This window comes from Pantoea sp. X-Soil-TKNS-1279 (assembly GCF_059730565.1).
In genome coordinates, this window is record NZ_AP035948.1 from 78428 (window position 1) to 104706 (window position 26279).

Here is a 26279-nt window from a genome sequence, read left to right on the forward strand (position 1 = left end):
CCGGACCGCGCCCCGTCTGGCCTGCGCGGGGATGATCAGGGTGCAGGGATTCATGCATTTTCATGCAGCATAGACATGCACTCGCGCATGAGAAGGCCAGCCAGGAAAAAGAGGCACAAAAAAACTGGCGCGATGGCCGGTTCAGAGAAGGATTAAGCAATTTTCAGACGGGGGCCTGCTGACGCCTGGACAGTTTACTGGCGGAGCCGTAGCGGTTCAGTGTCTGCGGTTGCCGCCCGGCGATTTCCTGTGCCCCGGCGCGCTCCGGCTCTGCCGCTTTCTGTGGCTTCATGATGATTCTCTCGACGCTCTCGAGCGCGGTAAACGTGCAGGAGCAGTCAAGGTTGGTGCACTGATACCAGGTGCGTTTGACGATTGCTGACTCGTAAGCACTTGTGCGGGTGTGTGCGGTGGTGCCGCACTCCGGGCATTTCAGGGCCATTACACACTCTCCTGTGGCAGCTGTTTGAGCCGCTGCTGAAAGCGCAGGTGCTGTGCGGGCGTGAAGCTGCCCCGACCATCGCGCAGCATGTCCGGCTCCGGCATCAGGCCGGTTTCGTTCAGCGCGTCCTGGTAAGTCTCTGCCACTGCCGGGCGTGCCCGCAGCGCCTCACGGAGTACAGCGCTGCGCAGCAGCCGGGTGGCCACCTCCGGCCCGCCGGGACCGTTCAGGAACGGGGCCAGCGCAGAGGTCAGCGCCGGGCCGTGTTCAGTCATAAAGGCACTGAGCGCGTCCTCTGTACAGGCTTCGAGCACCAGCCTCTGCGCATACACGCCCTCGCGGGCGGCGCAGCTAATCTGCCAGTCCAGCACCGCGATGCGCTCACGCAGCAGCGGCACCCGTTCACCGTAACCGGATGTGTTCTCACCGGCGGCCAGCAGCGCGCTCAGCGCCTGCTCCGCATCAGTGCGGGACGTCAGGTGCGTCTGCCACTGGCTCCGGGCGGCGCGGAACTGGTCCAGCGCCTGTGCAGGTGTGGTGGCAATGGTCACAGTGCTTTCTCCTTCTTCGCTGTCTCGCGTCGGCGCACAAGTATTCTGTGGCGCGCTGCCGGATTCGGTGCCTTACCGTTATCCACTCTGGCGGCGTGCTCAGGGAAAATCCCCGCCAGCTTAAACACCACGTCATTTTCCGGCAGCGCATCACCGGCCAGCGCTGGCTGGGTAATGTGTCTGCTGATGAAGTCCTTCAGCACGGTTTCCGGGTCGTTGACGGAATACACAACCCCGGAACCGCTACCGGCGCTGCGTCCGAGCGTGATTTTCAGCAGGCTCAGAGTCTGTATCAGCTGCCTGCCGTTCGCCCGCATGAAGTCCTGCCAGATATGCATGGCGCGGTGTTCTGCCAGACGGTCATGGGCGTTAATGTATTCGTGTGCCCGGTCTGCGGTTTCCCACGGCAGAAACTCGTTTTCGCTTTCATGCGCGGCCAGCAGGGCGTCAAATTCTTCCAGCGACTCGCGGTCGAGCGCCACCTCAGCGCGCAGCTTTTTCATTTCCGGCGTCATCACGCCGCCGTTCTCGCGGAACAGCCTGCGCCATTCGTCGTTCTGGGCGTTTGCGCTGGCTTCCGTCTCGCTGCGGCGCTGGCGGATGATTCCGGCCTGTGCGGCTGCTGACTCCTGTTTACGGCGCGCCTCAAGCCAGGCGGCTTTCGTGATGTTTACCTTTTCAAGCGCGGCCTGCGTGGCGGCAGGCAGTGCGGCTGCTGTGGCAGCGGTGTTTTTCTCGTTCATGATAATTCCTGTCGGGTTATTTTCGGTCAGTCAATTGTGCCGTGGCTGGCACAGGTCATCTATCTGCGGGCCGTGTGTGGTGTCTGGTACAACGCCGGGCGGCATTACCGCTGCGCCTGAAAACCGGCCAGCCAGAAAAAAGGGTTTAAATGGCGCTGACCTCACTGGCATTCTTTTTCCGGTGTAACACGGGTAACAGGTGTTACATCACTGAACTGAAAGGGATTTTTATGAAATCTGCGGTGTAACATAGTGGGTAACAGGGTGTAACAGCAGGAAGCGGCCACTGTTACACCCGTTACACCTCACCTTTTTGTCAGGTGTAACAGGCTCAGCCCTTACCGGATGCCGCTGTTACACCCGTTACACCTGTTACCCTTTAAAAATAAGACTCACGCAAAGCCTTTAACGTCAGCCCGGCACCTCGCTGTTAAAGACGTAGAGCCTGCGCACGTTCATCTCTGGCGGGCGGATACTGGTCTGTAACTTGCCGTCGGAAGAGGCCAGCAGATACCCCCGGTCTGCGCAGAGGCGCGCCACCTTGCGCGGATCGAAGCCCCGGCAGATTTCTTTCCACCCGGACGGCATGACATAGAACGTCGTGACTGCCTCCGTGCCCTGTGCCGTGCTGCCTTTCTCCACCCTGCGCCAGCCCACCATGTTGCCGGGGCGGTTGCGCTCGTCGTGCCAGTCGGCAAAGCGGCTGTACTGGTTAGCGGTGAAGAAGCTGCGCACCTGCTCCAGCGCGGCAATGTCTTCCTGGTTGGCGGTATGCCCCCGGTCTTTCAGCCAGGCACTGAGGCACACGCGGGTTGCCCGCAGCGCTTCACCCTCCTGCCAGCCGGTAATGCCGAGCCGGGTTGCCAGCTCTCCGGCCATTGCCACCAGGGCAAAACGGTTAACCGCACGGCCCACCTGATTGCCTGCATCCTGTGGAGTGAGGGCGGCGGTGTACTCCTTCAGCAGCGTTTTCGCCTGCGCCGTCAGCCCGTTCAGGTCGGCGGTCAGCGCCTTCAGCCACTCGCGGAACGGCGCACCGTAGTAGCTGGCCGTTGCCCATTCCAGATGCTCGGCCAGCGCCTTGCCGCTCTCAAAGCCGTGCAGCTCCTCAAACACCCCGAATTTCCCGGAGTCGCTGGGTATCTGGATCATTCTCACCTCCATTCCGGCAAAGGTGCGCTCACCGGCTTTCGCGGCGTGCTCAGTCAGTGACAGCTCGCCGGTAGAGAAGAACAGCAGCCGCCACTGCTTGCGGGTGCGCAGCTCGCCGTCCGTACCGGCACGGCCCTTACCCTGACCATTTGCCAGCATGTAGGCGATGTTGCCTGCCTCGCGCCCGTCCACCTCGCGGATTTCGTCAAGCATCATGGCCGCATCGTTGCGGCGGCTGGCGCAGCCCTCCAGCGCGTTGCCGGTCGCACGCCATGTCTGCCAGTAGTCCGGCCCGCCGCATACGGAGGTCGCCGCCTTCATGGTGGTGGTCTTGCCGTCAGTGGATTCCCCCTTGAGGTGATAGCCGCCGCCGTCCATGCCGACCAGCCTCAGCAGCGGGGCGGCAAAGGCGAGGCTGACCGCAAACGCCACGCGGGAGTTGCCGGTGCAGAAGCGGGAAACGTGCTCGCGCCACTCCTCCACCGAGCCGGACACGCGGAAGTCCCGCCCCTGCACGGAGGTGGTCTGGAGAATGACGCCGTCTGCACCGTCGCCGCTCACTTCGTCCTGAAGGACGTAAACCTGACCATGCCAGCCGGTGCGGCTCACGCAGGTCACGCGGCGCTCCGGCTTGCACAGCGAGATGTACTCCATCAGGCGCGCACGGGCCTCGCCGGTGGTGCTGATGTAGGACAGGCCGTTGACCAGCAGCACCCGGCGCAGCTCCTCGCCGCTGCCACTGAGCATTTCCATCGGCATGGCCCAGCGGCGGCGCTCGCCCCACGTATCCTCCCACTCCAGCAGGCGGCCAAAGTTGCCGCCGTCGGCGTCGCAGGTAATGGCCGTGACGCGCAGCGGGTTGCAGATTTTGACGTTCTGGATTTCCGTTTCGCCGTTGCGCTGCACCTGCTTCTCATACCAGAGATACTCCTGCGTCAGCCGGAACCCGTGCGGCAGCTGCGTGCGGCCCTCACCGCACAGCACCAGACCGTTACGGAAGGCTTCACGGGTGCGGGTCACACCGTGCTCCCGGTGAAAGTCGTTCCAGTCGGCTTTGATTTCGCCCGGCGGCAGGCTCACCCAGCCACTGACGGCTTTTGCTGCCTTCTCCGCAAACGCCCTGCCGGGGTTCTCACCCGCATCCTGAAAGTCGTTGTCACCGGCGATGACGATTTTCACCTCCGGCCAGCGTGCCCGCAGCGCCTGCGCCACGTTCGGCAGGTTGCCCGCCGATATCGCGGCCACAACGCACCCGGCGGTAAGCTGACTCACCGTGAGCGCGGTGGCGTAGCCCTCCGTGATGACCACCTGCACTGGCGACTCAGACGGCAGCGGGCTGAGCGCCACAAACGCGCCCTTCATGGTGCTTCCCGGCAGCAGGCTTTTCTCACCTGTGGGGGCAACAAGCTGCGCGCCGGTCACTGCACCGTCTGCTGTGGTCAGCGGCAGCAGCAGGGAACCTGCCGGAAAGGCTGTGCCGCTGATGCGCTGCGCACTGCCGGTGAGGCATCCCGGATAACCGGCAAAGCCTTTACCGGTCAGATAAACACTTTCGCCCGTGTGGCTGGCTTTCACCAGCGCCTCCACCGTGGCGGCCATGTCGCGTTTCGGGGCTTTCTCTCTGGCTGGCTTAAGCGGCATGTCCTGCACATCACGAACGTCGAGCACCTGTGCCACCTCCTGCGCGGCCTGTTTCACGCCTTTGCCTGTCACCAGCTTCACCAGGTCAAGGCCGTCACCGTTGCCGCAGTGGCTGCAAATCCACGTCCCCCGCCCCTCAAGGTCATCCATGCGAAAACGGTCTTTACCTTCGCACTTCGGGCAGGGGCCGTGCCTGCCGCCGTCCGGCACGCTGACGCCGAGCAACTGAAAAACGACCGGCCAGCGGCCGCGCGCAGCAGCAGCGATGTCTGATACTGACTGTACTGTCATAACGCCTCCTTAATGCCGGTACAGCGACGCGCCGGTGCCGCAGAACTTTTCAAAAGCCGCGGGAAGCGTGCGGTAGAGTTCGGTCATGACTTCGCATCCGCGCGGCGTCAGCACCGGCGGCGCAGTGAGGAGCGCTGGCTCCACCATGTCCGTGAGCAGAGCCAGCGCCGCAGCCGCGCCCCGCGCTTCGCCGTACTCGTTCACCATTGCGCTCTCAATGTGCAGCGCGATGGCCATCTCGATACGCTCCACCGTCATGCGATGCGGGCCGCGCATCTCGCTGCCGGTGGCGGCAAGATGCTTTGCCCGCCATGCTGAGGCGATGGCGCGGCGGTACAGTGCTGTGGTCAGCTCCGCCGGAAAAACAGATACCTGTGGCTTCTTCATGCGCGGGCCTCCTCAATCAGTGCGCAGCAGCGCGTAACGTCGGTCAGGTCGGCGCGCAGGTATTCCATCAGCGCGGCCACGCCGGGTACGCTGTGCGCGGTTAATGAACCTGAACAGGGATGTTCGGAAAACAGGAGCTGGAGCAGGTCGCAGGCTTCCTTTGCGCGGGTCAGCTTTTCAAATGCGTCCTCCGGCAGGCCGTAAGCAAAGGCGTTAAAAGCACCGTTTTCAGGCAAGGGGATGCCCTGAGCACCGTTGTGCCCGATTGACATTGTCATGGTTTACTCCGTTAAAGCTGGCTGTGTGTCAGAGGTAGTTTGAGTAGTGACTGGCGTCGGGTTCGGCGGGCTGCCGTGCTGGCCGCTCCCGCCAGCGCTCGTATTTCACCGTGGGATGCAGGTTAAACGGGCTGAACCCGCTGCTGCCTCCGGTCGGGGCGCTGAAACGGCGCGGTGCTCCGGCAAGCCGGGTATAGTTTTCCTCAAACCATGCCAGCGGCGATGAGGTCACCTGACCGTCGCTGTCGTAGCGATAGAGCACCTCGTGACTGAACTCAGGATTAACGGATGCGACTGAGAAAGGCGCAGCGGACAGGCGCAGTACCGTAACCGTCCAGCCCTGCGAATGCTGCCAGCGTTCGCCGCGTTGCGGATATTCACGCATGACGGCCTCCGTGGCAGGGCAGGCGGCCCGCAAAGAGCAGGATGTAATCAGCCGCCATTCGGCTGCGGGCGCTGCGCTCGTCAATGGCAGTAATACGCAGCATGACGGGGCGGCAGGACAACTGAGAACGGTTGATTGCCGCAAATATCCAGGTAGACTTTGATGTAGCCATATTGTTGTTCCAGGTATGTTTGGTTAGATGCCCGTTATGTGTTGCAGCACAGGCGGGCATTGTTTTTTGGGTTTATGATAACTACAATGGTAATTACCATGTAGGTCATCATAAGTTAGGGTAATTACCATGTCAACACCACAAGAAAAACGTTCGCCCCCATTTCAGATGCGCTTAACAGATGAATTCCGGCAGCAGTTGGAAAATGAAATGCGTAAAGACGGCGATACTGCCCTTGCTGCATGGATAAAACGTGTATTACGCAAGGAACTGCAATCACGCGGAATTGATCCTAACGGTTAGCAGGTGCAAGAGCGCGCAAATTCGTTTTTTAGAAAGATTTTTCATTTTGCGGCTTTGTATCAGGCCGCATAATTACTTGCTCGTTGCAGTTTCTTTGCTTGCCTTCTCATGTCCTCAAATTTCTCGATAGAACTAGTTTCGTGTTGATCACGCCATTCGTAGTAATCGGCCGCGCGCCAACGTGACATGCGGCCAATTTTTATAGGACGAGGAAAGCGATCTTGTGAGATAAGGCGATAAATCCATTTGTCACTTAACATGCAGTCTGCGGTGATAAACTTCATATCAATCAGAGCATCCATAGAGGGGCGCTGTGCAGTCACGATATTGGTGGAAAGGGTCATAGTTCATTCTCCGTATGTTCAAGTCTACTCGCTTCAATACGGGGAAATTTATCTTACGATTTCAATAAGTAACAGGTGACTAATGTAGTAGTTAATGAGAGTTTTAGTCACCATGGTTGTTAATTAAATGTTAATCCTTCTTTTTTCATGCAGGTGCGTAAGAGGCTGACGATTGTATCGTAGCTCAACGGTGGAACGCCCTTTTCAGGCCAAAATTGATGCGCATGTTCGAAGAGGTATTCAGCTATTGAAGCAGGACTTTCTCTGCGCAAATTCATATTGCGATGAAAAAGAGAAACGATTGCCATTAGAACCTCAGCTCTTGGTACTGCATGTTTGTTTTTTTGAACCTCAGATTGCCGTTTATAATCGTTTTTCTTTTGAGGCATTTTATCCTGTTCAACAGCTGTTATAAAATTCCCAATCTGTTTTTTTGTGATCCATAAAGTTTCAAAAAGATAAAAATCATCGCGCTCATTATAATGAACGTATATTTTCACTGGGAAGTTAAGGTTGCATCCATCGGAGGGGATAAAAAACTCCGGCCATTCATCGGCTTGCCCTTCATGTTTGAGCCATAATTTTTTATAATAACTATCTACGGAGAAGTAGCCTTTTATATTGCAAATTAAATAGCCAGCCTCATCATATCTTATTTCATCTAGATTAATTCTCAGTTGACTTTTTTCAGATAGGATTAAATATCCATCATTATCTCTAGGTAAATATTTAAGACTGCTAATAAAATCTAAGCCGCTAACATCTGCACTTAGTCCACTAGTAACTTCATACTTATCATCATGAAACTCCATGCAAACTTCGATGTTTTTTTTATACGCATACCACATAATGTCTTTAACATCACATCCGATTATTTCAGCGGCGTCTGATAATCGGTAGTTCTCACGTAATAATGAGTCAGTATTTTTTATTTTAAATAAATCCATTTATGCTACCTCTGCTTTTGATAGATAGTCTGCATACCACTGCATCATTTCTCTACGGCCATCAAAATATTGCGCATGGTTGTAAGCTCCCCTGATGGCATTTTTATCCACATGGGCCAATTGCATTTCTATCCATGTAGAATCATAACCTTGCTCATGCAAGATTGTACTCATAGTATGCCTGAAGCCATGCCCGGTCAGTCTTCCCTTATAGCCCAATAGCTCAATGACCTGATTAATACTTTCTTTGCTAATAGGCTTACGTGGATCATTACGGCCAATAAATACTAACGGATAATGACCGGTTATCGGTTTAAGTTGCTTGAGTAGAGATACAGCCTGTTTTGATAGCGGAACTTTATGAGGGCGGCGCATCTTCATATGTTCTGCTGGTACTTCCCATACCGCCTTCTCGAGGTCGATATCTTGCCAGCGAGCGAAGCGTAACTCTTGAGTCCTTACACCGGTATACATGATCAAATAAGTAGCTGTTTTAGTTATAACACTTCCGGTATATCCAGCCAGATCGTTTAAGAATGCCGGGAGTTCCTGAGCAGTTAAAAACGGCAGATGCTGTTTTTTATGTATGGCTAATGCGCTTGCCAGGTCAGGTGCTGGATTATATTCAGCTCTGCCCGTAATAATCGCATAGCGAAAAACCTCGCCGCAGCGTTGGCGCACCTTACGCATTTTTTCTAATGCACCGCGTTTTTCCATTCTCTTCAGCGTTTCAAGCAGTTCCAGCGGCTTAATGTCAGCAATCGGTTTCATGCCTATAAAGGGAAAGATATCCTTTTCGAACGTGCTTAGAATCTCCTCACGATAGCGAAGTGACCAGCGGTCAGCTTTAGCTTTGTGCCACTCCCTCGCGATCGCTTCGAACGTATTTGCAGTAGCGATTTTTTTTGCTTGTTTTTCGGCTTTTTTCATCGCTCCCGGATCATCTCCAGCCGCGAGACTTCGCCTGGCCTCATCTCGTTTCTGGCGAGCAACTGCAAGTGGTACGTCAGGATAGACGCCGATAGATAGTAATTTCTCACGTCCTAAAACGCGGTACTTCATTCGCCAGTAGCGGGAACCATTGGGATTGACCAGTAAGTACAGGCCGCCGCCGTCTGCGAGCTTGTAGGGCTTATCCAGCGGTTTTGCTGTGCGCACCTTGACGTCAGTTAAGGGCATTCCGTCTCCTTCTGGGGGTATCAATTTTATGGGGTATTTTCTAACCCCCTAAAATACCCCAAAATGGGGGTAGATTTGAGTAGACATAGATTGACATCATAAGAGGAGGGTTTCAACATAACTAGCAGATTTTAATGGTTTTGATTGACGGTTGTTGACGTGAAAAGAGTAAGAGTGGCGGAAGATCACAGGAGTCGAACCTGCCCGGGACCGCTGGCGGCCCCAATCGGATTTGAAATCCGACCGCCTCACCGGAGACGACGATCTTCCTTTACCGCAGCCGCAGAATTATAGCGGCAAACAGTGTGAAGTTGTTGATCTCACTCGTGCGTCACAGCACGTTTTCGCCGTAATGTTGCCGATACTCCTTCGGGGTGGTGGCGTAACTCTTTTTAAAGACCGAATAGAAATATTGCAATGAAGGGTAGCCGCACATCTGAGAGATCTCATTGATACTTAACGAAGAACTGGCCAGCAATTCACGCGCTTTCTCCAGTTTTTCGCGATGGATCATCGCATGAATGGTATCGCCGGTTTCATCGCGGAAGCGTTTTTCCAGATTGGAACGGGAGATGCCGATGGCGTCCAGTACCTGTTCGACCTTAATGCCTTTGCAGGCGTTAAAGCGGATGTAATGCATCGCCTGAATCACCGCCGGGTCACGCAGTGAGCGGAAATCCGTGGAGCGGCGGGCGATCACTTTTACCGGGGGTACCAGAATACGTTGCAGCGGCAGGGACTGTTTATCCAGTAACCGATGCAGCAGCTTGGCAGCCTGATATCCCATCTGACGCGTCCCCTGGGCCACTGACGAGAGCGCCACGCGAGACAGATAACGCGTCAATTCTTCGTTGTCGATGCCAATAACGGTGAGTTTTTCCGGCACCGGGATTTTCAAATACTCGCAAGCCTGCAACAGATGGCGGGCGCGGGCATCGGTGACGGCAATAATGCCGGTTTGCTGCGGCAGCGTTTGCAGCCAGTCAGCCAGGCGGTTTTGCGCGTGCTGCCAGTTTTCCGGCGCGGTTTCCATGCCCTGATAAACCACCCCTTGATAGCGCTCGCGTGCCACCAACTGGCGGAAGGCATGCTCCCGCTCCTGCGCCCAGCGTTTGCCGCTGGAAGCCGGCAGGCCATAGAAGGCGAAGCGGTTTATCCCTTTCTCTTTCAGATGTAAAAAGGCGCTCTCAACCAGCGCGGCGTTATCGGTGGCGATGTAATGCACCGGCGGGTAGTCCTGTTGTTGGTGGTAGGAACCGCCCACCCCAACAATGGGCACCGGCACATTCGCCAGTAATTTTTCGATTGAACTGTCGTCGTAATCGGCGATCACGCCATCACCCAGCCATTCGCGAATATTGTCGATACGACAACGGAAATCCTCCTCGATGAAGATATCCCAGTCAGTTTGCGACGCCTGTAAATATTCGCCAACGCCTTCGACCACCTGGCGGTCATACACCTTATTGGCGTTGAAAAGTAACGTAATGCGAAATCGTTTCTCATGCATAGTGGCGCGCTCCCTTAAACCCCCAGCGCATTGCATAGCACGGCTGGCTGAGGAGCAGAAAGAATTTGCGCCACATTGTGATCGCCCACGCGATTACACCCGACGTCGGGTGGCGGTATCCATCCACACCGCCAGCAGCAGAATCGCCCCTTTGACGATGTACTGCCAGAAGGTGGGAACATCCATCATGCTCATGCCGTTATCCAGCGAAGCCATAATAAACGCGCCCATCACCGCGCCAGCGACAGAACCGACACCGCCTGCCAGGCTGGTGCCGCCGATAACGCAAGCGGCAATGGCATCCAGTTCAGCAATGTTACCCGCCGAAGGTGAACCCGCACCCAATCGTGAGCTGAGGATTAAACCCGCAATCGCCACCATCACACCATTGATGGCAAACACCGCCAGCTTGGTGCGCGCGACGTTGATGCCGGAGAGCCGTGCTGCATCCAGGTTGCCGCCAATCGCGTAGATACGGCGACCAAAGGCGGTACGCGTTGCCATAAACATCCCGCCTAACAACAGCAGCGCCAGCAACAGTACCGGCGTTGGCACGCCACGATAGTCGTTCAACAGCCAGATGGCGCCCAACACCAGAATGGCGGTGATGGCCTGACGCGCGACCGCACCACCCGCTGCGGGTTGGGATAAACCAAGCTGCTGACGACGCAGGCGTAAGCGCCATTGCCAGACAATAAACAGCGCCAGACCGGCAAAACCGAAACCAAACCCGACCCCGCCAGGCAGATAGCTTTGGCCAATCTGCGACATCGCCGGGCTGGTTGGTGCGACGGTGGTGCCATCGGTGATACCGACCAGAATGCCGCGAAAGGCCAGCATGCCTGCCAGCGTGACGATAAACGAGGGCACTTTGCGGTAGGCTACCCACCACCCATTCCAGGTGCCGAGCAGCAATCCCAGCACCAGCGTGACCACAATGGTTAAGGGTAGCGGCCAGCCGAGCCAGACGTCGAAAATCGCCGCCGCACCACCGAGCAGGCCCATCATGGAGCCGACGGAGAGATCGATCTCCGCCGAAATAATGACAAACACCATGCCAACCGCGAGGATGCCGGTGATGGCGGTCTGGCGCAGCAGGTTGGAGACGTTACGCGGGCTAAGCCAGGCCCCGTCGGTGGTCCAGGTGAAGAACAGGGCAATCAACACAATTGCCCCGAGCATCACCAATACCTGCAAATTGGGGAGCGGAAATTTACCCGCGCCCGCTTTACCCGGCGTCGTCAGGCCGCGTTGTGTACTTTCGGTCTTAAGCATAGTGTTCACTCCGCAGGGCGGCTTCCATCACCTGCTCCTGAGTCAGGTTATCGTTAATCAGATCGGCTTTGATTTGCCCTTCATGCATCACCAAAACCCGATCGCTCAGGCCCAGTACTTCGGGCAGCTCGGACGAGATGACAATCACCGCAATCCCTTGCTGTACCAGCGCATTGATCAGCAGATAGATCTCCTGACGCGCGCCGACATCGATGCCGCGCGTTGGCTCATCGAGAATCAAAATTTGTGGGTTAAGCAGCAGGCATTTGGCGAGGATCGCCTTCTGCTGATTGCCACCGCTCAGGCGACCAATAGGGAGTTCTGACGAGGACGTTTTGACCCGCAACCGGGCAATGGCGTCGTTAATCGCATGCTGTTCTCGTGCCTCATCCAGCGTGGAGAGGCGCTGACTGAATTGATCCAGCGCCGCCAGGGTGATGTTTTTGCCCACCCCCATCAGCGGCACGATGCCATCTTTTTTGCGATCTTCCGGCACCATCGCAATGCCATGCCCAATGGCGTCGCGGCAGTCGTGAATCTGCACCTTACTGCCGTTGATCGTAATGTCGCCCTGCCAGCGCCCCGGCCAGACACCAAACAGGCATTGCACCGTTTCGGTTCGGCCAGCCCCTACCAGACCTGCGATGCCAAGAATCTCGCCGCGTTTCAGGCTGAAGGAAACATTGTTGACGCGGCGGATATGGCGGTTAACGGGATGCCAGGCGGTGAGGTTATCGACTTGCAATATCGTCTCGCCGATTTCATGTGGCGTATGGGGATAGAGCGCGGTGAGCTCGCGGCCCACCATCATGGTGATGATGTCATCCTCGCTCAGCCCGGCAGCATCGCGCGTGGCGATGTGCTGGCCGTCGCGGATCACGCAGATGGTGTCGGAAATCGCTTTCACCTCGTTGAGTTTGTGCGAGATGTAGATGCAGGCGATGCCGTGTTCGCGCAGGTTTTTGATAATGCTGAGTAGCACTTCGGTTTCCTGCTCGGTCAGCGACGAAGTGGGTTCATCCAGAATCAGCAGACGTACCTGTTTATTCAACGCGCGCGCGATTTCTACCAGTTGCTGCTGACCGAGGCCGAGATCGCCCACTCGCGTGTCTGGCGACACATTGAGTTTGACCCGTTCCAGTAATTGTTGGCAACGCAGCGTCATGGTTTCGTCATCCACCATGCCGTAGCGCCCCAGTTCGGCACCGAGGAAAATGTTCTCCATCACCGTCAGTTGCCTTACCAGCGCCAGCTCCTGATGGATAATCACAATCCCTTTGCGCTCGGTATCGCGGATGGTCTGCGCCTGAATTTCGTCACCGGCAAAATGGATACTGCCGTCGAAGTCACCGTGCGGGTATAACCCGCACAGGATCTTCATCAGTGTCGATTTTCCCGAACCGTTTTCGCCGCACAGCGACATGACTTCGCCTGCATCCAGCCGCAGGCTGACGTCATCCACCGCTTTCACCGCGCCGAAGCGCTTAGTGATATGGTTCATTTCCAGCAACATCGACATCTCTCCTTCGCGGTCTGCGCTTAGAGTTCGCTCTGCTTGTGGAAGCCGTCTTTAATCACGGTGCTTTCGATATTGCCTTTATTAACCTGGATCGGTGTCAGCAGACGGGACGGCACATCTTTTAAACCATTGTTAAGTTTGCCGTTGCTGGCAGGTGTCTGACCGTCACCGAGTTCCACGGCGATTTTTGCCGCTTCGGTCGCCAGTTGGGTGATGGGTTTGTACACCGTCATGGTCTGCGTGCCATTTTCGATGCGTTTGATGGCGGCAAGATCGGCATCCTGGCCGGAAATCGCCACTTTGCCCGCCAGCCCCTGCGCGCTCAGCGCCTGAATCGCCCCACCGGCGGTGGCATCATTGGAAGCCACCACGGCATCAATATGGTTGCCGTTCGCGGTTAAGGCGTTTTCCATAATTTTCAGCGCATTTTCCGGTAACCAGGCATCAACCCACTGATCACCCACGACTTTGATGCTGCCATTATCAATGTAAGGTTTTAAGACTTTCATTTGACCGGCGCGGAACAGACGTGCGTTATTATCAACCGGCGAGCCGCCCATCAGGAAATAATTCCCCTTTGGCACTTGCTGTACAATACTTTCGGCCTGAAGTTCACCCACTTTTTCATTATCAAAAGAGATATAAAAATCAATGTCGGCGTTATTAATCATACGGTCATAGGCCAGAACTTTAATGCCTTCACGCTTCGCTTCGGCCACCACGTTACTTAATACCTGGCCGTTATAGGGGATGATCACCAATACATCCACGCCGCGGTTAATCATATTTTCAATTTGCGACATCTGCGTTTCTTCGTTGCCGTTGGCGGATTGTACAAACACCTGGGCACCCTGAGATTCCGCTTGTTTTACAAAGATATCGCGGTCTTTCTGCCAGCGCTCCAGGCGTAAATCATCCATCGACAAACCGATTTTCACTTCTTTTGCCGCACCAGCGTGGCTGACAAGTGCCAGGGCCGCGCAGACGGCTAACAGCGTTTTCTTCATGTTCATGGTGTTCATCCTGTAGGTGGAGGCTATTGTCGTTGTTTAGGGTATAAGGCTATGAACAGGGCGGTTGAATTGTTGACCTGAGTTTCCGGCAACATCAATTACTGATTTTTATCCGGCCATTACGTTTTTTGGTTTATTTGTGATTTTTTGAGCGCGATCGATATTTGGCGGTTTTCGGAAAAATGAATTGCAGCGGGATTGCGGGTTGGAGTGCAATGAAATAACGACATTGTTTTGCGAGCTAACGCACAAATAATAATTATCTTAAGTTAAGTGTGAAATATCGTAATTGAGAAGCGGCAGAACGCATCACCACAATAATGGCTCACAGCTGACCATTCGGGTCCTCATGCTAAGGAGCAAAACATGCACGCCTATTTCGACCAGCTTGATCGCGTTCGTTATGAAGGGACCAACACCCATAATCCTCTGGCGTTCCGTCACTACAATCCTGATGAAGTGATTCTCGGTAAAACTATGGCTGAGCATCTGCGTTTTGCCGCCTGCTACTGGCATACCTTCTGCTGGAACGGTGCGGATATGTTTGGTGTCGGCGCTTTTGATCGCCCCTGGCAGAAGAATGGTGATGCGCTTGAGCGGGCGTTGCTGAAGGCGGATGTGGCTTTTGAGTTCTTCCATAAGTTGAACGTGCCTTACTACTGCTTCCACGATGTTGATGTTTCTCCGGAAGGCGACTCGCTGAAGACCTACCGTGATAACTTTGCGGTAATGACCGATAAACTGCTGGCAAAACAGCAGGAAACCGGGGTGAAACTGCTGTGGGGCACCGCCAACTGTTTTACCCATCCCCGCTATGGCGCGGGTGCCGCCACCAGTCCTGATCCGGAAATTTTTGCCTGGGCCGCCAGCCAGGTGTGCAGTGCCATGCAGGCAACACAAACGCTCGGCGGTGAAAACTACGTGTTGTGGGGTGGCCGTGAAGGTTATGAAACCCTGTTGAATACCGACCTGCGCCAGGAGCGTGAGCAAATTGGTCGCTTTATGCAGATGGTGGTCGAGCATAAACACAAAATCGGCTTCCAGGGCATGTTGCTGATTGAGCCAAAACCGCAGGAGCCGACCAAACATCAATATGATTATGATGTGGCAACGGTATATGGCTTCCTGAAACAGTTTGGCCTGGAGAAAGAGATCAAAGTCAACGTGGAAGCCAACCACGCCACGCTCGCCGGTCACTCGTTCCATCATGAAATTGCCACCGCGATTGCCTTGGGGATTTTTGGTTCGGTGGATGCCAACCGTGGCGATATCCAGTGCGGCTGGGATACCGACCAGTTCCCGAACAGCGTCGAAGAAAATGCGCTGGTACTCTACGAGATCATCAAAGCGGGCGGATTCACCACCGGCGGCTTAAACTTTGATGCCAAAGTGCGGCGTCAGAGCACCGATAAATATGACCTGTTTTACGGTCACATTGGCGCGATGGATACTATGGCGCTGGCACTGAAAGTCGCGGCGCGGATGGTGGCTGATGGCGAGTTGGATAAACGCGTGGCGCAGCGCTACAGCGGCTGGAACGGTGAGTTTGGTCAGCAGATCCTGAAAGGGGAATTCTCCCTGGCGTCGCTTGCTCAGCATGCCCAGCAACAGCAATTTAATCCGCAGCACCGCAGTGGACGTCAGGAACAACTGGAAAACCTGGTCAATCATTACCTTTTTGATTTTTAACCTTTCAGGAGAACAGCATGGTTATCGGGATCGATTTGGGCACCTCGGGCGTTAAGGTCGCGTTGCTGGATACGCAAGGGCAGGTGCTTGCCGTGGAAAGCGCGCCGTTGCAGGTGTCGCGCCCGCATCCTTTATGGAGCGAGCAGGATCCCGAAAGCTGGTGGCTGGCAACCGATAAGGCAATGCAGGCGCTGGCGCAGCGACATGACCTTGGTCATGTGCAGGCGATGGGTCTGAGCGGCCAGATGCATGGTGCGACGCTGTTAGATGCGCAGCAACAGGTACTACGTCCGGCGATCCTGTGGAACGACGGACGCAGCAGTGAGCAGTGCCGCCAACTGGAGCAGCAGGTGCCGGATTCACGCACCATCACCGGTAACCTGATGATGCCCGGTTTCACGGCACCCAAGCTATTATGGGTGCAGCAGCACGAGCCGGAAATTTTCAACCGCATCGCTAAGGTTTTGCTACCAAAGGATTATCTGCGTTGGTGCTTAAGCGGCGACTTCGCCACGGATATGTCGGATGCGGCGGGGACGATGTGGCTGGATGTGGCCCAGCGTGACTGGAGCGATAAATTGCTTCATGCCTGTGGCCTGCATCGTAGCCAGATGCCAACGCTGTTCGAGGGCAATCAGGTAACCGGTACGCTCCGACCTGACATCGCCAGCCGTTGGGGGATGCAGCCAGTGCCACTGGTGGCGGGCGGTGGTGATAATGCCGCCGGGGCGGTGGGTGTTGGCATGGTCGAGCCGGGGCAGGGGATGCTGTCGCTCGGTACCTCCGGCGTCTACTTCCTCGTGAGTGATGGTTATCTCAGCAACCCACAGCGCGCGGTACACAGTTTTTGCCATGCGTTGCCACAGCGCTGGCATCTGATGTCGGTGATCCTCAGTGCGGCCTCCTGTCTGGACTGGGCGGCCAAACTCACCGGCTGCGAAGATGTACCTCAGCTTTTGGCTGAAGCTGAACGGGCGAGCAGCGATGTCTCACCGGTCTGGTTTTTGCCTTATCTCTCGGGTGAGCGCACACCGCACAACAATCCACAGGCGCAGGGGGCATTTTTTGGCCTGACGCATCAGCATGGCCGGCCGGAACTGGCGCGAGCGGTGTTGGAAGGGGTGGGATTTGCCCTGGCGGAGGGCATGGATGCGGTACACGAATGTGGCGTCCAGCCAAAGACGGTGATGTTGATTGGCGGTGGCGCACGTAGCGCTTACTGGCGACAAATGTTATCGGATATCAGCGGGTTGACGCTGGATTATTGTCATGGTGGTGAAGTCGGCCCGGCACTGGGGGCGGCACGCCTGGCGCAGTTGGCCGTCGATGCCAACTGCGAACTGCCCACACCGGAACTGGCGCAACGCCATCAGCCGGATACGGCTCGCCATCAGGCTTATCAACCACAACGTGAGGTATTCGCCCGGCTCTATCAGCAACTGAAGCCGTTGATGTCCTGATACGTCAGCATGATGGCCGGAATTGGCATGGGTCTGGCCATAAAGTCAGGTAAGATGAGCACTGACGTAGCGGCGCGATTTATCGCGCGTGTTTTACCGACAGCGTGTTCGGAAATGCGCGATAAATCGCGCCGCTACGGGTTTAATGCGGGACGTAAACGGAACTAACCGGAGTATACCCATGCCGCAACCCGTATTTTTCCTGACGTTACCCGGCGTTATGGTGCTTGATCTCACCGGCCCGGCCGAAACCTTCCAGTTGGCTGGCGGTCACTTCTCGCTGCATTACATCGGCCCGGAAGCCAGCGTGCTCGGTTCCACCCACATGACCATCAGCAATATCGCGCCACTGCCCGAACGGTTACCGGCTAACAGCCTGTTGGTGGTGCCCGGTGTGCATGATTCGCGTACCTGCTATGACACCCCGGCGGCGACGCTGGCGCGTGACTGGCTGCGGCAGCAACGGGCGGATATTGAAGCCCAGCGCATCACCCTGGTCTGTGTCTGCTCCGGTTCATTGCTGGCGGCACAGGCGGGATTGCTGGATGGTGTGCTGTGCACCACCCATCATGAAGTGCTGCCGCGTTTGCAGGCGGCGGCCCCGGCGGCGCGGGTAAAAGAGAATCGCGTATTTATTGAAGATGGCGGCATCTGGACCAGCGCCGGGATCACCGCGGGTATTGATCTCGCGCTGCATCTGATTAACCGGCTATGCGGAGCGCGTCAGGCGCTGGCGGTGGCACGCGAGATGGTGGTGTGGTTCCGCCGTTCCGGTGATGATCCGCAACTCTCGCCGTGGCTGCGCTACCGTAATCACCTGCACCCGGCGATTCACCGCGCGCAGGATGTGATGATTGCACACCCTGAACATGACTGGTCATTACCGGCACTGGCTGAGCGTGCCCACGTCAGCGAGCGGCATCTGACGCGTCTGTTCCGCCAGCATCTCGGCATCAGCGTGCGCGAATATCACGAGCAACTGCGGCTGGTGATTGCCCGGCAACGCCAGCAACAGGGCGAAGCTGCGGAAAAAGCCGCGCTGGCGGCCGGTTTCTCTTCTGCACGACAGTTGCGTCGTGCCAGGCAGCGCTGGGACGATCAACTCACCAGATGATGTTTATCCACCCGTTTGAGCAGCATTGCCAGGCCTAAGCTGCCAAGCAGCGTCACCCCAAACACCCAAGGCAAATCGATCCACGGATTTGCCATATCGTCGTAATGATTGGTGCGCAGGAAATGGATAAACAGCGCGTGAAAGCCGTAAATGGGCAGGGAATAACGCGCTATGGTGGCTAAAATTGGCAAACTACGGCGATTAAGGACGTTTTTGCTCAAGATCAGCACGCTGATGGCGGCAATAAACACCAGCGGCCCGCAGTAGAGATACCAGGTATCATTGAAGGCTCCGTTTATGCGCAGCATCTGTTTGGTGCCGAGCGCAATCCCCGCCACACAGGCAATAAACGCCAGTGCCGCCAGCCCGGTTATGCCGCGTTTTTCTGTGTCCATACAGCCAATCGCCCGTCCCAACAGCGCGTATAACAGGTAATAAATAGTGTCGCCGCTGACATACAAATTGACCGGCAACCAATGGAACGAGCCAACCGACTGGTTGATGGTATTGGGATTGGCGAGCACCACCAGTACCACCACCAGTAGCGCGACATAGCGTGGTGGCACATTTTTTACCTGAATCAACGGTGACAGCAGGTAAATACCGATAATCGCAAAGAAAAACCACAGGTGATAAAACACCGGTTTCTGCAACAATTTCAGCAGCGACCGCCCTTCGCTGATCGGCGTCAGCCAGGTGATATACGCCAGCGCCACCGCGCTGTAGAACAGCAGGCACAACACGAGGCGCAGCAGATGCCGTCCTTGTGCGCTGCGCTCACCGAAGAACAGATAGCCTGAGATCATAAAGAACAGCGGCACACAGATGCGCGAGGCGGAATTGAGCAGGTTGGCGACGTCCCAACTGATGCCGGTGACCGCCAGCGGCCCGGTGATGTACCAGGTGGTAGTATGAATGATGATCACCATCAGGCAGGCGATGGCGCGTAAGTTGTCGATCCAGTAAATTTTTTGCGACATAGCTTCCCCGTGCGCAGAGCGTCCTGGTGGAGAAGGGTAGTCAGCGACAGGCGCGCCAACAACCTTTGGGCCTGAAATTCAGAGCCATCTGGCTGCTGGCGCGTGGACGGTTAATCACGCACGAGGAATTTTTCGATCACCGCTTCGTTCGGCTCCACGCCGAGGCCGGGTTCGGAAGGCAACCAGGCGTAGCCATCAGCGATGCGTACCGGATTTTTCGCCAGCGAACGGCTGATCTCACCCGGCTCGACGCAATATTCCATCACCAGCGCATTCTCAATCGCGCACAGGAAATGCAGCGAGGCGGCGGTGTTGATATCGGTGGTAAAGTTGTGATTGCACACCTTACGACCGCGACTGTGTGCATAGCTGGCAATTTCCATCGCCTGAGTAAAGCCGGTACGTGTCAGGTCAATCTGCACAATATCGATACCGCCTTCATCGATCAGGCGCTGGAAGCCTACCACTGAGCACTCCTGTTCGCCCGCCGCAATGTGCTGCTGGCAGGCTGCCGAGACCTGGCCGTAACCGGCGTAGTTGTCCGGGTGTAACGGTTCTTCAATCCAGAACAGGTTCAGATGTTCATAACGTTGGCTACGACGGAGGGTGGTTTTGGCATCCCACACATGACCGACGTCCAGCATCAGATCCACGCTGTCGCCCATCTCGCGGCGCAGCGCTTCCAGATAGCGTAAATCCAGTGCTTCATCGGTGCCAAACGGCTCCCAGCCAAATTTCACCCCGGTATGACCGGTATCGATAGCGTGCTTCGCACGCGCCACGGTGTCGGCCACGCTGAACTGGAACATATTGGAGGAGTAGACGCGCATTTTGTCGCGCAGCGCGCCGCCCAGCAGCTCGACAATCGGTTTACCCAACGCTTTACCTTTGATATCCCACAGCGCGATATCAATGCCCGCCATCGCCTGCAACACGGCACCGCTGCGACCATAGTAGATGGTGGCGCGATGCATTTTTTTCCACAACCGTCCGGTTTCCAGCGGGTTTTCACCGATCAGCAGAGATTTCAGGCCGGTGACCATGGTGTGGGAATAGGGGGCTTCGATGATGGCTTTGGTGACATAGGGGCTGCCATCCACCTCGCCCCAGCCGGTAATCCCGGCATCGGTGGTGATTTTAATCAACAACGCATCCTGTGAACTGTCGGTGCGTTGTTCAATGACCGGGAGGCGCAGGTAAAACGCCTCGACGTTGGTAATCTTCATCGTGGTTATCCTGGTGTAAAAGCAAAAAAAGGCGTCAACCGGCGCTGGAACGTTGCTGTCGGCGCTGCGAAATAATGGTTTCGTAGTCCACATCCAGAGCCTGAATGCGGATATGGTTTTCAATCTCGTCGGTCATTTTGGCGATATCGCCTTCCGCGAACACGTTAATCAGCCGCTGATGCTCTTCGATAATGTCGCTCATCGATTTGCCCATGGTGGAGAGGCCGAAAATCACCGTAAGCTGGCGCGCAATCGACTCCCACAAATTGCTCAACACCGGGTTCTGGGCAAAGCTGCACAGCGTGCGATGGAAATCGGTATCCGCTGAGGCAAAGCCATACACATCCTCGCGTTGCATCATCATCTGCATAGCGGCGACGCCCTGGTACAACTGGGTGAGCTGCGCGGCGCTGTTGCGCCCGGCTTCAATCGCCCGGCGGCAGGCCAGCGTTTCCAGTGGAATTCGCACATCGATAATCTGCTCCAGCCGCTGATGGGAGATCTCCATCAGACGAATACCTTTATACGGTTCGCTGGTCACGATGCCCTGACTTTCGAGAATGCGCAGCGCCTCGCGGATAGGGACGCGGCTCATGCCAAGTTTCGCCACCAGGTCCGGCTCGGCAATGCGGTCGCCGGGCAGAATCAGGCCGCGGGAGGCGGCGCTAAGAATGGCATCTACTGCATGATCGACCAGGGTACGCGGGCGCGCCGCGTTCCAGCTGTTTTCGGTCTGTTCTTCCAGTGCCAGTGGGGCGCTGTTTTTATTACGGGTCGACTTTCCTGCCATGGTAATCATCCTGTTTATGCCTGACGGGTCACGAACTGACCAAAGCCAGGTTCAACCTGTATCTGGGAATCCTGGTAAACGGTGACGCCACGAATGAGCGTGCGCACCACTTTACCCTGACAGCGCATGCCTTCAAATGCGCTCCATTTGCCCAGCCCCTGGAAATTTTCCCCGTTCACCGTCCAGCTCTGGCTGGCGTCGTAAAACACCAGATCGGCATCAAAGCCCGGCGCGATGGCCCCTTTTTTGCCCCACAGTCGGAAGGCTTTGGCCGGACCGCTGGCGGTCATGCGGGCAAACTCGGTCAGCGGCAGGCCACGGTCGATATGCGCCGCGCTGAAGAACATCGGGCTGAGGGTTTCCACTCCGGTCAGGCCCATACCGGCATCCCAGATGCTGAATTCACCGGCCAGCTTCTGCTCCGGCGTGTAGGGGCAATGGTCGGAAGCGATCATGTCGATATCGCCCCGCAGCAGCACCTGCCACAGCGCATCGACGACCGGACGTGGACGAATCGGCGGACCGCAGCGGGCATTGGGACCGATGCGCACCAGATCTTCCTCATCAAGAATCAGGTAGTGCGGGCAGGTTTCGAAGCTGGCGCGCACGGTCTCTTTGGCGGCGATGATGGTTTCGGCGGCGCGTGCCGAGCTGACATGGACGATATGGCAGCGCGCGCCGGTTTCTGCGGCAATCGCCAGCACGCGTCCTACCGCTTCAATCTCGGCAATTTCTGGCCCGGCCAGCGCATGGGCGCGGATATCTTTACGCCCGGCGCGGCGTAGTTCGCTACCTGCACCAATCAGAATGTCGTGGTTCTCGGCATGAACGCCGATCAAACCGTCGAAGGTCGCCAGTTCACGCATGGCGCGCAGCAGGCCGTCATCGTCAAGGCGCGGTAACCCTTTCGCATCCGTGGCATCACCATTCGGCGCGCCGCTACAGAGAAAGGCTTTGAATGCCAGTGCGCCCGCTTGATCCAGCGCGGCCAGTTCGTGGACGTTGCGACCATCCAGCCCGGCCCACATGGCGTAATCCACCGAGCAATTCTCAGCCAGCCAACTGCGTTTAGCGGTAAAGCTGGCGAGCGACGTGGCGGGCGGTAACGAGTGGGGCATTTCGACGATAGTGGTCACGCCATGCGCCGCCGCGCCGCGTGTGCCTTCGCGCAGCTCCTGTTCGGGGAAATCATGCGAGCCAGTGAAGTGGGTGTGTACGTCAATCGCCCCCGGCAGCACGATCAGACCGCTGGCATCAATCAGGTTATCCACCGTGCCGTCGTAAGCACCTGGCGTCAGAATGCCACTGATTTTTCCTGCTTCGATTAACAGGTCTGCCGGTGCGGCACCGCTTTCTGTCACCACCAGGCCGTTGATAATTAACTGTTTCATGATTCTGCTCCTGCCTGGGTCACCAGCGCGTCATAAGGTACGGGCTGAGAAGGATCGAGCCAGCCGATAGCGCCGAGTAACTGGCTGAAGTGGTCAAATTCGGCGCGCGGGATGCGGCTATCCGGCGCAAACACCTGCGCCTGCTGATAGGCCGCCAGCCCGCTGACCAGCGCAGCAAACCGATAATCGGGATACCAGGGTTTCACCCGCTCAGCGAGGTGAGTGGCGTCATGCTGCGCGATCCACGCCAGCGCCTGCTGTGTTGCCGTAGCAAAGGCGGCAAAGGCTTCTGCTTTCTCGTGCAGTACATCGCTGCGGGCGATATAGGCGCTCCACGGCACCCTGCCGCACAGGCCCGCCAGGCTGATCACGCTCGCCAGTTGTCCACGGGTGATGGCAGGCGCGAGCGCATGCATGGCGTGCAACGCGTAATCCACCTCGCCCGTTGCCACGGTCGCAAAGTCATCTTCGGCATTGCCGCTGCCGGGCAGGATGCTGACATCCTCCAGCAGGCCATGTTGGGCCAGCAGCCAGCGAAAGGTCAGGCTGGCGGTGCCGACGTTACCCACATCCAGCACCCGCTTGCCACGCAAATCGCGCAGTTGAAAATCGGGCTGGGGTCGGGCCGCCGCGAGAAACCACGGGTTGGCGGCGACCGAGGCGCAGAAGCACTGCAACTCGGCACCGTGCTGCTGGTAATGCTTCATCACCACCATCGGGCCGCCGAGGGTTAAATCAGCCTCACGACTCAGCACCGCAGGCACCTGGCCGCCCTGAATGGTATGTCCACCGGATTCGCTGGTGGTGAAGGAGACTTTCAGCCGCTGCGCGGCATACAGGCCGAGACTTTCTGCCAGATAGTGGGCGCAGTAATAAATCCGTGATTCGCTGGCATCGCCCTGATTGAAAATTAAGTGATGCATCAGTCACGCGCCTCCGTGACAAAACTGCCGTTGAGCGTGTTCATGTCGCTGACCCCGCACCAGTGGCTGATGGCGCTGATGGCGTTGATCCAGCCGGAAAGCAGGTCAAACACCGCTGTCTCTCCGCCAGTGACCAGCGCGGTGATAACCGGGCGCACGCTCAGTGATAAGGTTGCACCGAGGCAGCGTGCGACCACGGCATCGCTGCCGCTGCGGATACCGCCATCCAGCAGCAGTGGCAGGCGCGTCACCGCCTGCAAATCGGGTAACTGATCGACCGGTGTCACCCAGCGCGCGCTCTGGCGCAGGCCGATGTTGGAGGCGATCAAGCCACTCACGCCGTGCGCCGCTGCCGGGGCGGCATCATCATGATGCAACACGCCTTTCAGCAGCAGCGGCAGACCGCGATCGGCGCAGTGCGTTGCCACTTCATCAATCTGTTGCCAACGCCATACCGGAAACGCCGGCAGGGGTTCCACCCCCGGTAGCGTGCCGCCGATGGTGTGCCAGCCGCGTTGTTTCAATGCATCGCCGACCGAGAACCCACCCGGTTGTAGGCCAGCGACCGGATGGACCGGTGCCAGCACCGTCAGCACGATCGCTTTAAAGTGGCTTTCTGCCGCTTGATCAATCAACGCTTTAATCCGCGCGACCTCACCTGCCGCGCGCAGTTGCAGCCAGCAGCGGTCATACTCCGCACCAATCTGCGCCAGCGGCGTCACCGTCTCTTCGGAGATCACCAGCGGCAGTTGCAGACGTTTGCAGGCGCGGGCAATTGGCAGCAAACCCTCTTCATGGAAAATACGGTCCCCGGCAAAGGCTCCAACCCCAATGGGGGCCGCCCATGTCTGGTTCAACAGGGTGATGTGCGTGTCGATGCTTTCGTTGCCCTGCAACACGCGCGGCAGCAGGCGGAAACGGCGCAACGCCAGATGGTTGGCATCATTTTCGTCGCCAAAGGCATCCGCCGGTAGCCCCTGCATATAGCGAAACAACGGTTCGCCGAGGCGCTCGCGCGCCGCGTGTTCAAACGGTAATTCAGGCGTTAGCATGCTGCGCCTCCGTGGCGTTTTCGTGTTCAAGGAAAGTGGCAAAGGCTGGCGTGGTCGGGTTTTTCAGGATCGCTGGTGGCCCTTCTTCAATCAGCGCGCCGTTTTGCAGAAACACCACGCGATCAGCGACGCCAGCGGCAAAAGCAATATCGTGGGTGCTGATGATCATGGTGATACCGGTTTGCGCCAGGCTGCGCATGGTCTGGTTCACTTCTCGCACCAGTTCGGGATCGAGCGCCGAGGTCGGTTCATCAAACAGCAGGATTTGTGGTTCGGCGGCGAGGGCGCGGGCAATGCCGACACGTTGCTTCTGCCCGCCGGACAATTCATGCGGTAGCGAAGCCGCAAAATCACCAAGGCCGACCATTTTCAGTGCGCGCATCGCTTTGGCGCGTGCCACTTCCGGCTGCGCACCCTGGACGCGCAGCAAAATGCTCATCACGTTTTCCAGCGCGGTGAGGTGATCGAACAAGGCGAAGTGCTGAAACACAATGCCGATGCCTGATTTGGCGCGGTTAACGGGCAGGTGACGCTGCGCCAGCGGCTTACCGTTGGCATCGGTGCCCATAAAATGCCCTTCGGTCTGAATGGTGCCCTTCAGGCGCGGCGTCAGCGCCAGAATCGATTTCAGCAGCGTACTTTTACCGGAACCAGAACGGCCCAGCAGTACCACCACTTCGCCACGACGCACGGTGAGCGACAGGTGGTTCAGAACGGTTTTCCCGGCGTATTCGACGCACAGATTATCGATTTCCAGTACCGGCGCGGCGGTTTGCGTATCCCAACGGCGTTTTGGCAGGTGCATCGGCGTGATGTCGGCTTCCTGCGGCAGCGATGCCAGCCGGGCGCGGGCGCGACGGGCGCGTTCGTCGAGGTTATAGAATTTCTCCATCCACCACTGACCACCGGCCAGCAGCGTGGAGAGAATCAGATAGATACCGCCGGAAGCGACCAGCACCGGGATAAACAGGAAGTTTTGCGACACAATTGCCTGGCCGCGCATGGTCAGTTCATTGACGCCCACTACCGAGGCCAGCGAGGTGGATTTCAGCAGGCCAACGGTTTCGTTGCCCATCGTCGGCAGGATGGCGCGCAATGCCTGCGGGATCACCACATGGATCATCTCTTTAGTACGCGAGTAACCAAACGCCTGCGCCGCCATGCTTTGGTCGCGATCGGTTGCCATAATGCCGCCACGAATGATTTCGGCGCAGAAGGCAGTTTCGTTAATCATCAATGCCAGCAGCGCGCTGGTGAACGGACTGAAGCGCAAGCCAAATTCCGGCAGCACGTTGTACAGCAGGATCAGTTGCAGCAGCACCGGGGTGCCGCGCAGGGTATAGATATAAATCTTCACCGGTAAGCGAATAAACAGATACTTAGAGGTGCTGGCCAGCGCCAGGAAAAAACCAATCACAATGCCGCCCGCTAACGCGCCGACCAGCAGTTCAACTGCGATCACGGCGCCCTGCCAGAGATAAGGCAGGGTTAAATATTTTAAGAAATCATCCACCACACTATC

General features: G+C 57.0%; 26 protein-coding genes and 1 tRNA gene. 4 read left to right on the forward strand and 23 right to left on the reverse strand.

Translation table 11 applies throughout. The features are described from left to right. Window positions 1-163: 163 nt before the first annotated feature. The 8 genes from AC6I8N_RS00390 to AC6I8N_RS00425 form a co-directional block, all read right to left on the reverse strand. Window positions 164-442, reverse strand: a complete 279-nt coding sequence (locus AC6I8N_RS00390) for an ogr/Delta-like zinc finger family protein (protein WP_497829801.1) — start codon at window positions 440-442, stop codon at window positions 164-166. After that, window positions 442-993, reverse strand: coding sequence for a phage polarity suppression protein (locus AC6I8N_RS00395; RefSeq protein WP_497829802.1), 552 nt, complete (start codon window positions 991-993; stop codon window positions 442-444). The genes AC6I8N_RS00390 and AC6I8N_RS00395 overlap by 1 nt, the downstream gene beginning before the upstream one ends. After that, window positions 990-1736: a phage polarity suppression protein gene (locus AC6I8N_RS00400; RefSeq protein ID WP_497829803.1), complete on the reverse strand. Its 747-nt coding sequence runs from the start codon at window positions 1734-1736 to the stop codon at window positions 990-992. The genes AC6I8N_RS00395 and AC6I8N_RS00400 overlap by 4 nt, the downstream gene beginning before the upstream one ends. 411 nt (window positions 1737-2147) lie before the next feature. After that, window positions 2148-4820: a DUF927 domain-containing protein gene (locus AC6I8N_RS00405; RefSeq protein ID WP_497829804.1), complete on the reverse strand. Its 2673-nt coding sequence runs from the start codon at window positions 4818-4820 to the stop codon at window positions 2148-2150. Between the two features lie 9 nt (window positions 4821-4829). Next, entirely contained in the window at window positions 4830-5207 is a 378-nt protein-coding gene (locus AC6I8N_RS00410) for a DUF5375 family protein (RefSeq protein ID WP_497829805.1), read from the reverse strand. Further along, on the reverse strand, window positions 5204-5485 hold the full coding sequence (locus AC6I8N_RS00415) for a hypothetical protein (protein ID WP_497829806.1): 282 nt from the start codon (window positions 5483-5485) through the stop codon (window positions 5204-5206). The genes AC6I8N_RS00410 and AC6I8N_RS00415 overlap by 4 nt, the downstream gene beginning before the upstream one ends. A 28-nt stretch (window positions 5486-5513) precedes the next feature. After that, on the reverse strand, window positions 5514-5870 hold the full coding sequence (locus AC6I8N_RS00420) for a hypothetical protein (protein WP_497829807.1): 357 nt from the start codon (window positions 5868-5870) through the stop codon (window positions 5514-5516). Further along, complete coding sequence (locus AC6I8N_RS00425) at window positions 5863-6042, reverse strand: host cell division inhibitor Icd-like protein (protein WP_497829808.1); 180 nt, start codon at window positions 6040-6042, stop codon at window positions 5863-5865. The genes AC6I8N_RS00420 and AC6I8N_RS00425 overlap by 8 nt, the downstream gene beginning before the upstream one ends. 129 nt (window positions 6043-6171) lie before the next feature. On the opposite strand from AC6I8N_RS00425, the gene AC6I8N_RS00430 reads away from it, so the two are divergent. Next, entirely contained in the window at window positions 6172-6345 is a 174-nt protein-coding gene (locus tag AC6I8N_RS00430; RefSeq protein WP_415175177.1) for a hypothetical protein, read from the forward strand. A gap of 59 nt (window positions 6346-6404) precedes the next feature. Here the strand turns inward: AC6I8N_RS00430 and AC6I8N_RS00435 are convergent, their stop codons facing one another. The 8 genes from AC6I8N_RS00435 to xylF form a co-directional block, all read right to left on the reverse strand. Next, the gene (locus AC6I8N_RS00435) at window positions 6405-6689 is read right to left on the reverse strand and encodes a helix-turn-helix transcriptional regulator (protein WP_415175176.1); all 285 of its coding nucleotides are present in this window, start codon (window positions 6687-6689) and stop codon (window positions 6405-6407) included. Between the two features lie 119 nt (window positions 6690-6808). Beyond that, a complete protein-coding gene (locus AC6I8N_RS00440) occupies window positions 6809-7636 on the reverse strand; it encodes a hypothetical protein (RefSeq protein ID WP_497829809.1) in 828 nt (275 codons plus the stop codon). Next, a complete protein-coding gene (locus AC6I8N_RS00445; protein ID WP_415175174.1) occupies window positions 7637-8815 on the reverse strand; it encodes a tyrosine-type recombinase/integrase in 1179 nt (392 codons plus the stop codon). 175 nt (window positions 8816-8990) lie between these two features. After that, window positions 8991-9085, reverse strand: a tRNA-Sec gene (locus AC6I8N_RS00450). Between the two features lie 61 nt (window positions 9086-9146). Beyond that, entirely contained in the window at window positions 9147-10325 is a 1179-nt protein-coding gene (gene xylR / locus AC6I8N_RS00455) for a D-xylose utilization transcriptional activator XylR (protein WP_021183691.1), read from the reverse strand. 93 nt (window positions 10326-10418) lie between these two features. After that, on the reverse strand, window positions 10419-11600 hold the full coding sequence (gene xylH / locus AC6I8N_RS00460; RefSeq protein WP_497829810.1) for a xylose ABC transporter permease XylH: 1182 nt from the start codon (window positions 11598-11600) through the stop codon (window positions 10419-10421). Continuing rightward, window positions 11593-13119, reverse strand: a complete 1527-nt coding sequence (locus AC6I8N_RS00465) for a xylose ABC transporter ATP-binding protein (RefSeq protein ID WP_036625761.1) — start codon at window positions 13117-13119, stop codon at window positions 11593-11595. The genes xylH and AC6I8N_RS00465 overlap by 8 nt, the downstream gene beginning before the upstream one ends. Window positions 13120-13139: 20 nt before the next feature. Continuing rightward, on the reverse strand, window positions 13140-14132 hold the full coding sequence (gene xylF, locus AC6I8N_RS00470) for a D-xylose ABC transporter substrate-binding protein (RefSeq protein WP_021183694.1): 993 nt from the start codon (window positions 14130-14132) through the stop codon (window positions 13140-13142). Window positions 14133-14498: 366 nt separating this feature from the next. Here xylF and xylA point away from each other — a divergent pair, with 366 nt between their 5' ends. The 3 genes from xylA (at window position 14499) to AC6I8N_RS00485 (ending at window position 18395) form a co-directional block, all read left to right on the forward strand. Next, window positions 14499-15821 carry a xylose isomerase gene (xylA, locus tag AC6I8N_RS00475; protein ID WP_021183695.1) on the forward strand — a complete coding sequence of 441 codons (1323 nt, stop codon included), beginning with the start codon at window positions 14499-14501 and terminating at the stop codon, window positions 15819-15821. A 17-nt stretch (window positions 15822-15838) separates the two neighbouring features. Then, window positions 15839-17281, forward strand: a complete 1443-nt coding sequence (xylB, locus tag AC6I8N_RS00480; RefSeq protein WP_497829811.1) for a xylulokinase — start codon at window positions 15839-15841, stop codon at window positions 17279-17281. A gap of 181 nt (window positions 17282-17462) precedes the next feature. After that, a complete protein-coding gene (locus AC6I8N_RS00485; protein WP_497829812.1) occupies window positions 17463-18395 on the forward strand; it encodes a GlxA family transcriptional regulator in 933 nt (310 codons plus the stop codon). Here the strand turns inward: AC6I8N_RS00485 and AC6I8N_RS00490 are convergent. From AC6I8N_RS00490 to AC6I8N_RS00520, 7 genes are all read right to left on the reverse strand, one after another. Continuing rightward, window positions 18380-19375: an acyltransferase gene (locus AC6I8N_RS00490; protein WP_497829813.1), complete on the reverse strand. Its 996-nt coding sequence runs from the start codon at window positions 19373-19375 to the stop codon at window positions 18380-18382. The genes AC6I8N_RS00485 and AC6I8N_RS00490 overlap by 16 nt on opposite strands. 110 nt (window positions 19376-19485) lie before the next feature. Further along, window positions 19486-20601, reverse strand: a complete 1116-nt coding sequence (locus AC6I8N_RS00495) for a mandelate racemase/muconate lactonizing enzyme family protein (RefSeq protein WP_497829814.1) — start codon at window positions 20599-20601, stop codon at window positions 19486-19488. Window positions 20602-20635: 34 nt separating this feature from the next. After that, the gene (locus AC6I8N_RS00500; RefSeq protein ID WP_021183700.1) at window positions 20636-21391 is read right to left on the reverse strand and encodes a GntR family transcriptional regulator; all 756 of its coding nucleotides are present in this window, start codon (window positions 21389-21391) and stop codon (window positions 20636-20638) included. A 14-nt stretch (window positions 21392-21405) separates the two neighbouring features. Then, window positions 21406-22782 carry an allantoinase AllB gene (gene allB, locus AC6I8N_RS00505; protein ID WP_497829815.1) on the reverse strand — a complete coding sequence of 459 codons (1377 nt, stop codon included), beginning with the start codon at window positions 22780-22782 and terminating at the stop codon, window positions 21406-21408. Next, entirely contained in the window at window positions 22779-23705 is a 927-nt protein-coding gene (locus AC6I8N_RS00510) for an ABC transporter substrate-binding protein (RefSeq protein ID WP_497829816.1), read from the reverse strand. Before AC6I8N_RS00510 ends, allB begins: the two co-directional genes overlap by 4 nt. After that, entirely contained in the window at window positions 23705-24757 is a 1053-nt protein-coding gene (locus tag AC6I8N_RS00515; protein ID WP_497829817.1) for an alpha-hydroxy acid oxidase, read from the reverse strand. The genes AC6I8N_RS00510 and AC6I8N_RS00515 overlap by 1 nt, the downstream gene beginning before the upstream one ends. Further along, entirely contained in the window at window positions 24744-26270 is a 1527-nt protein-coding gene (locus AC6I8N_RS00520; RefSeq protein WP_497829818.1) for an amino acid ABC transporter permease/ATP-binding protein, read from the reverse strand. Before AC6I8N_RS00520 ends, AC6I8N_RS00515 begins: the two co-directional genes overlap by 14 nt. Between the last annotated feature and the right edge of the window lie 9 nt (window positions 26271-26279).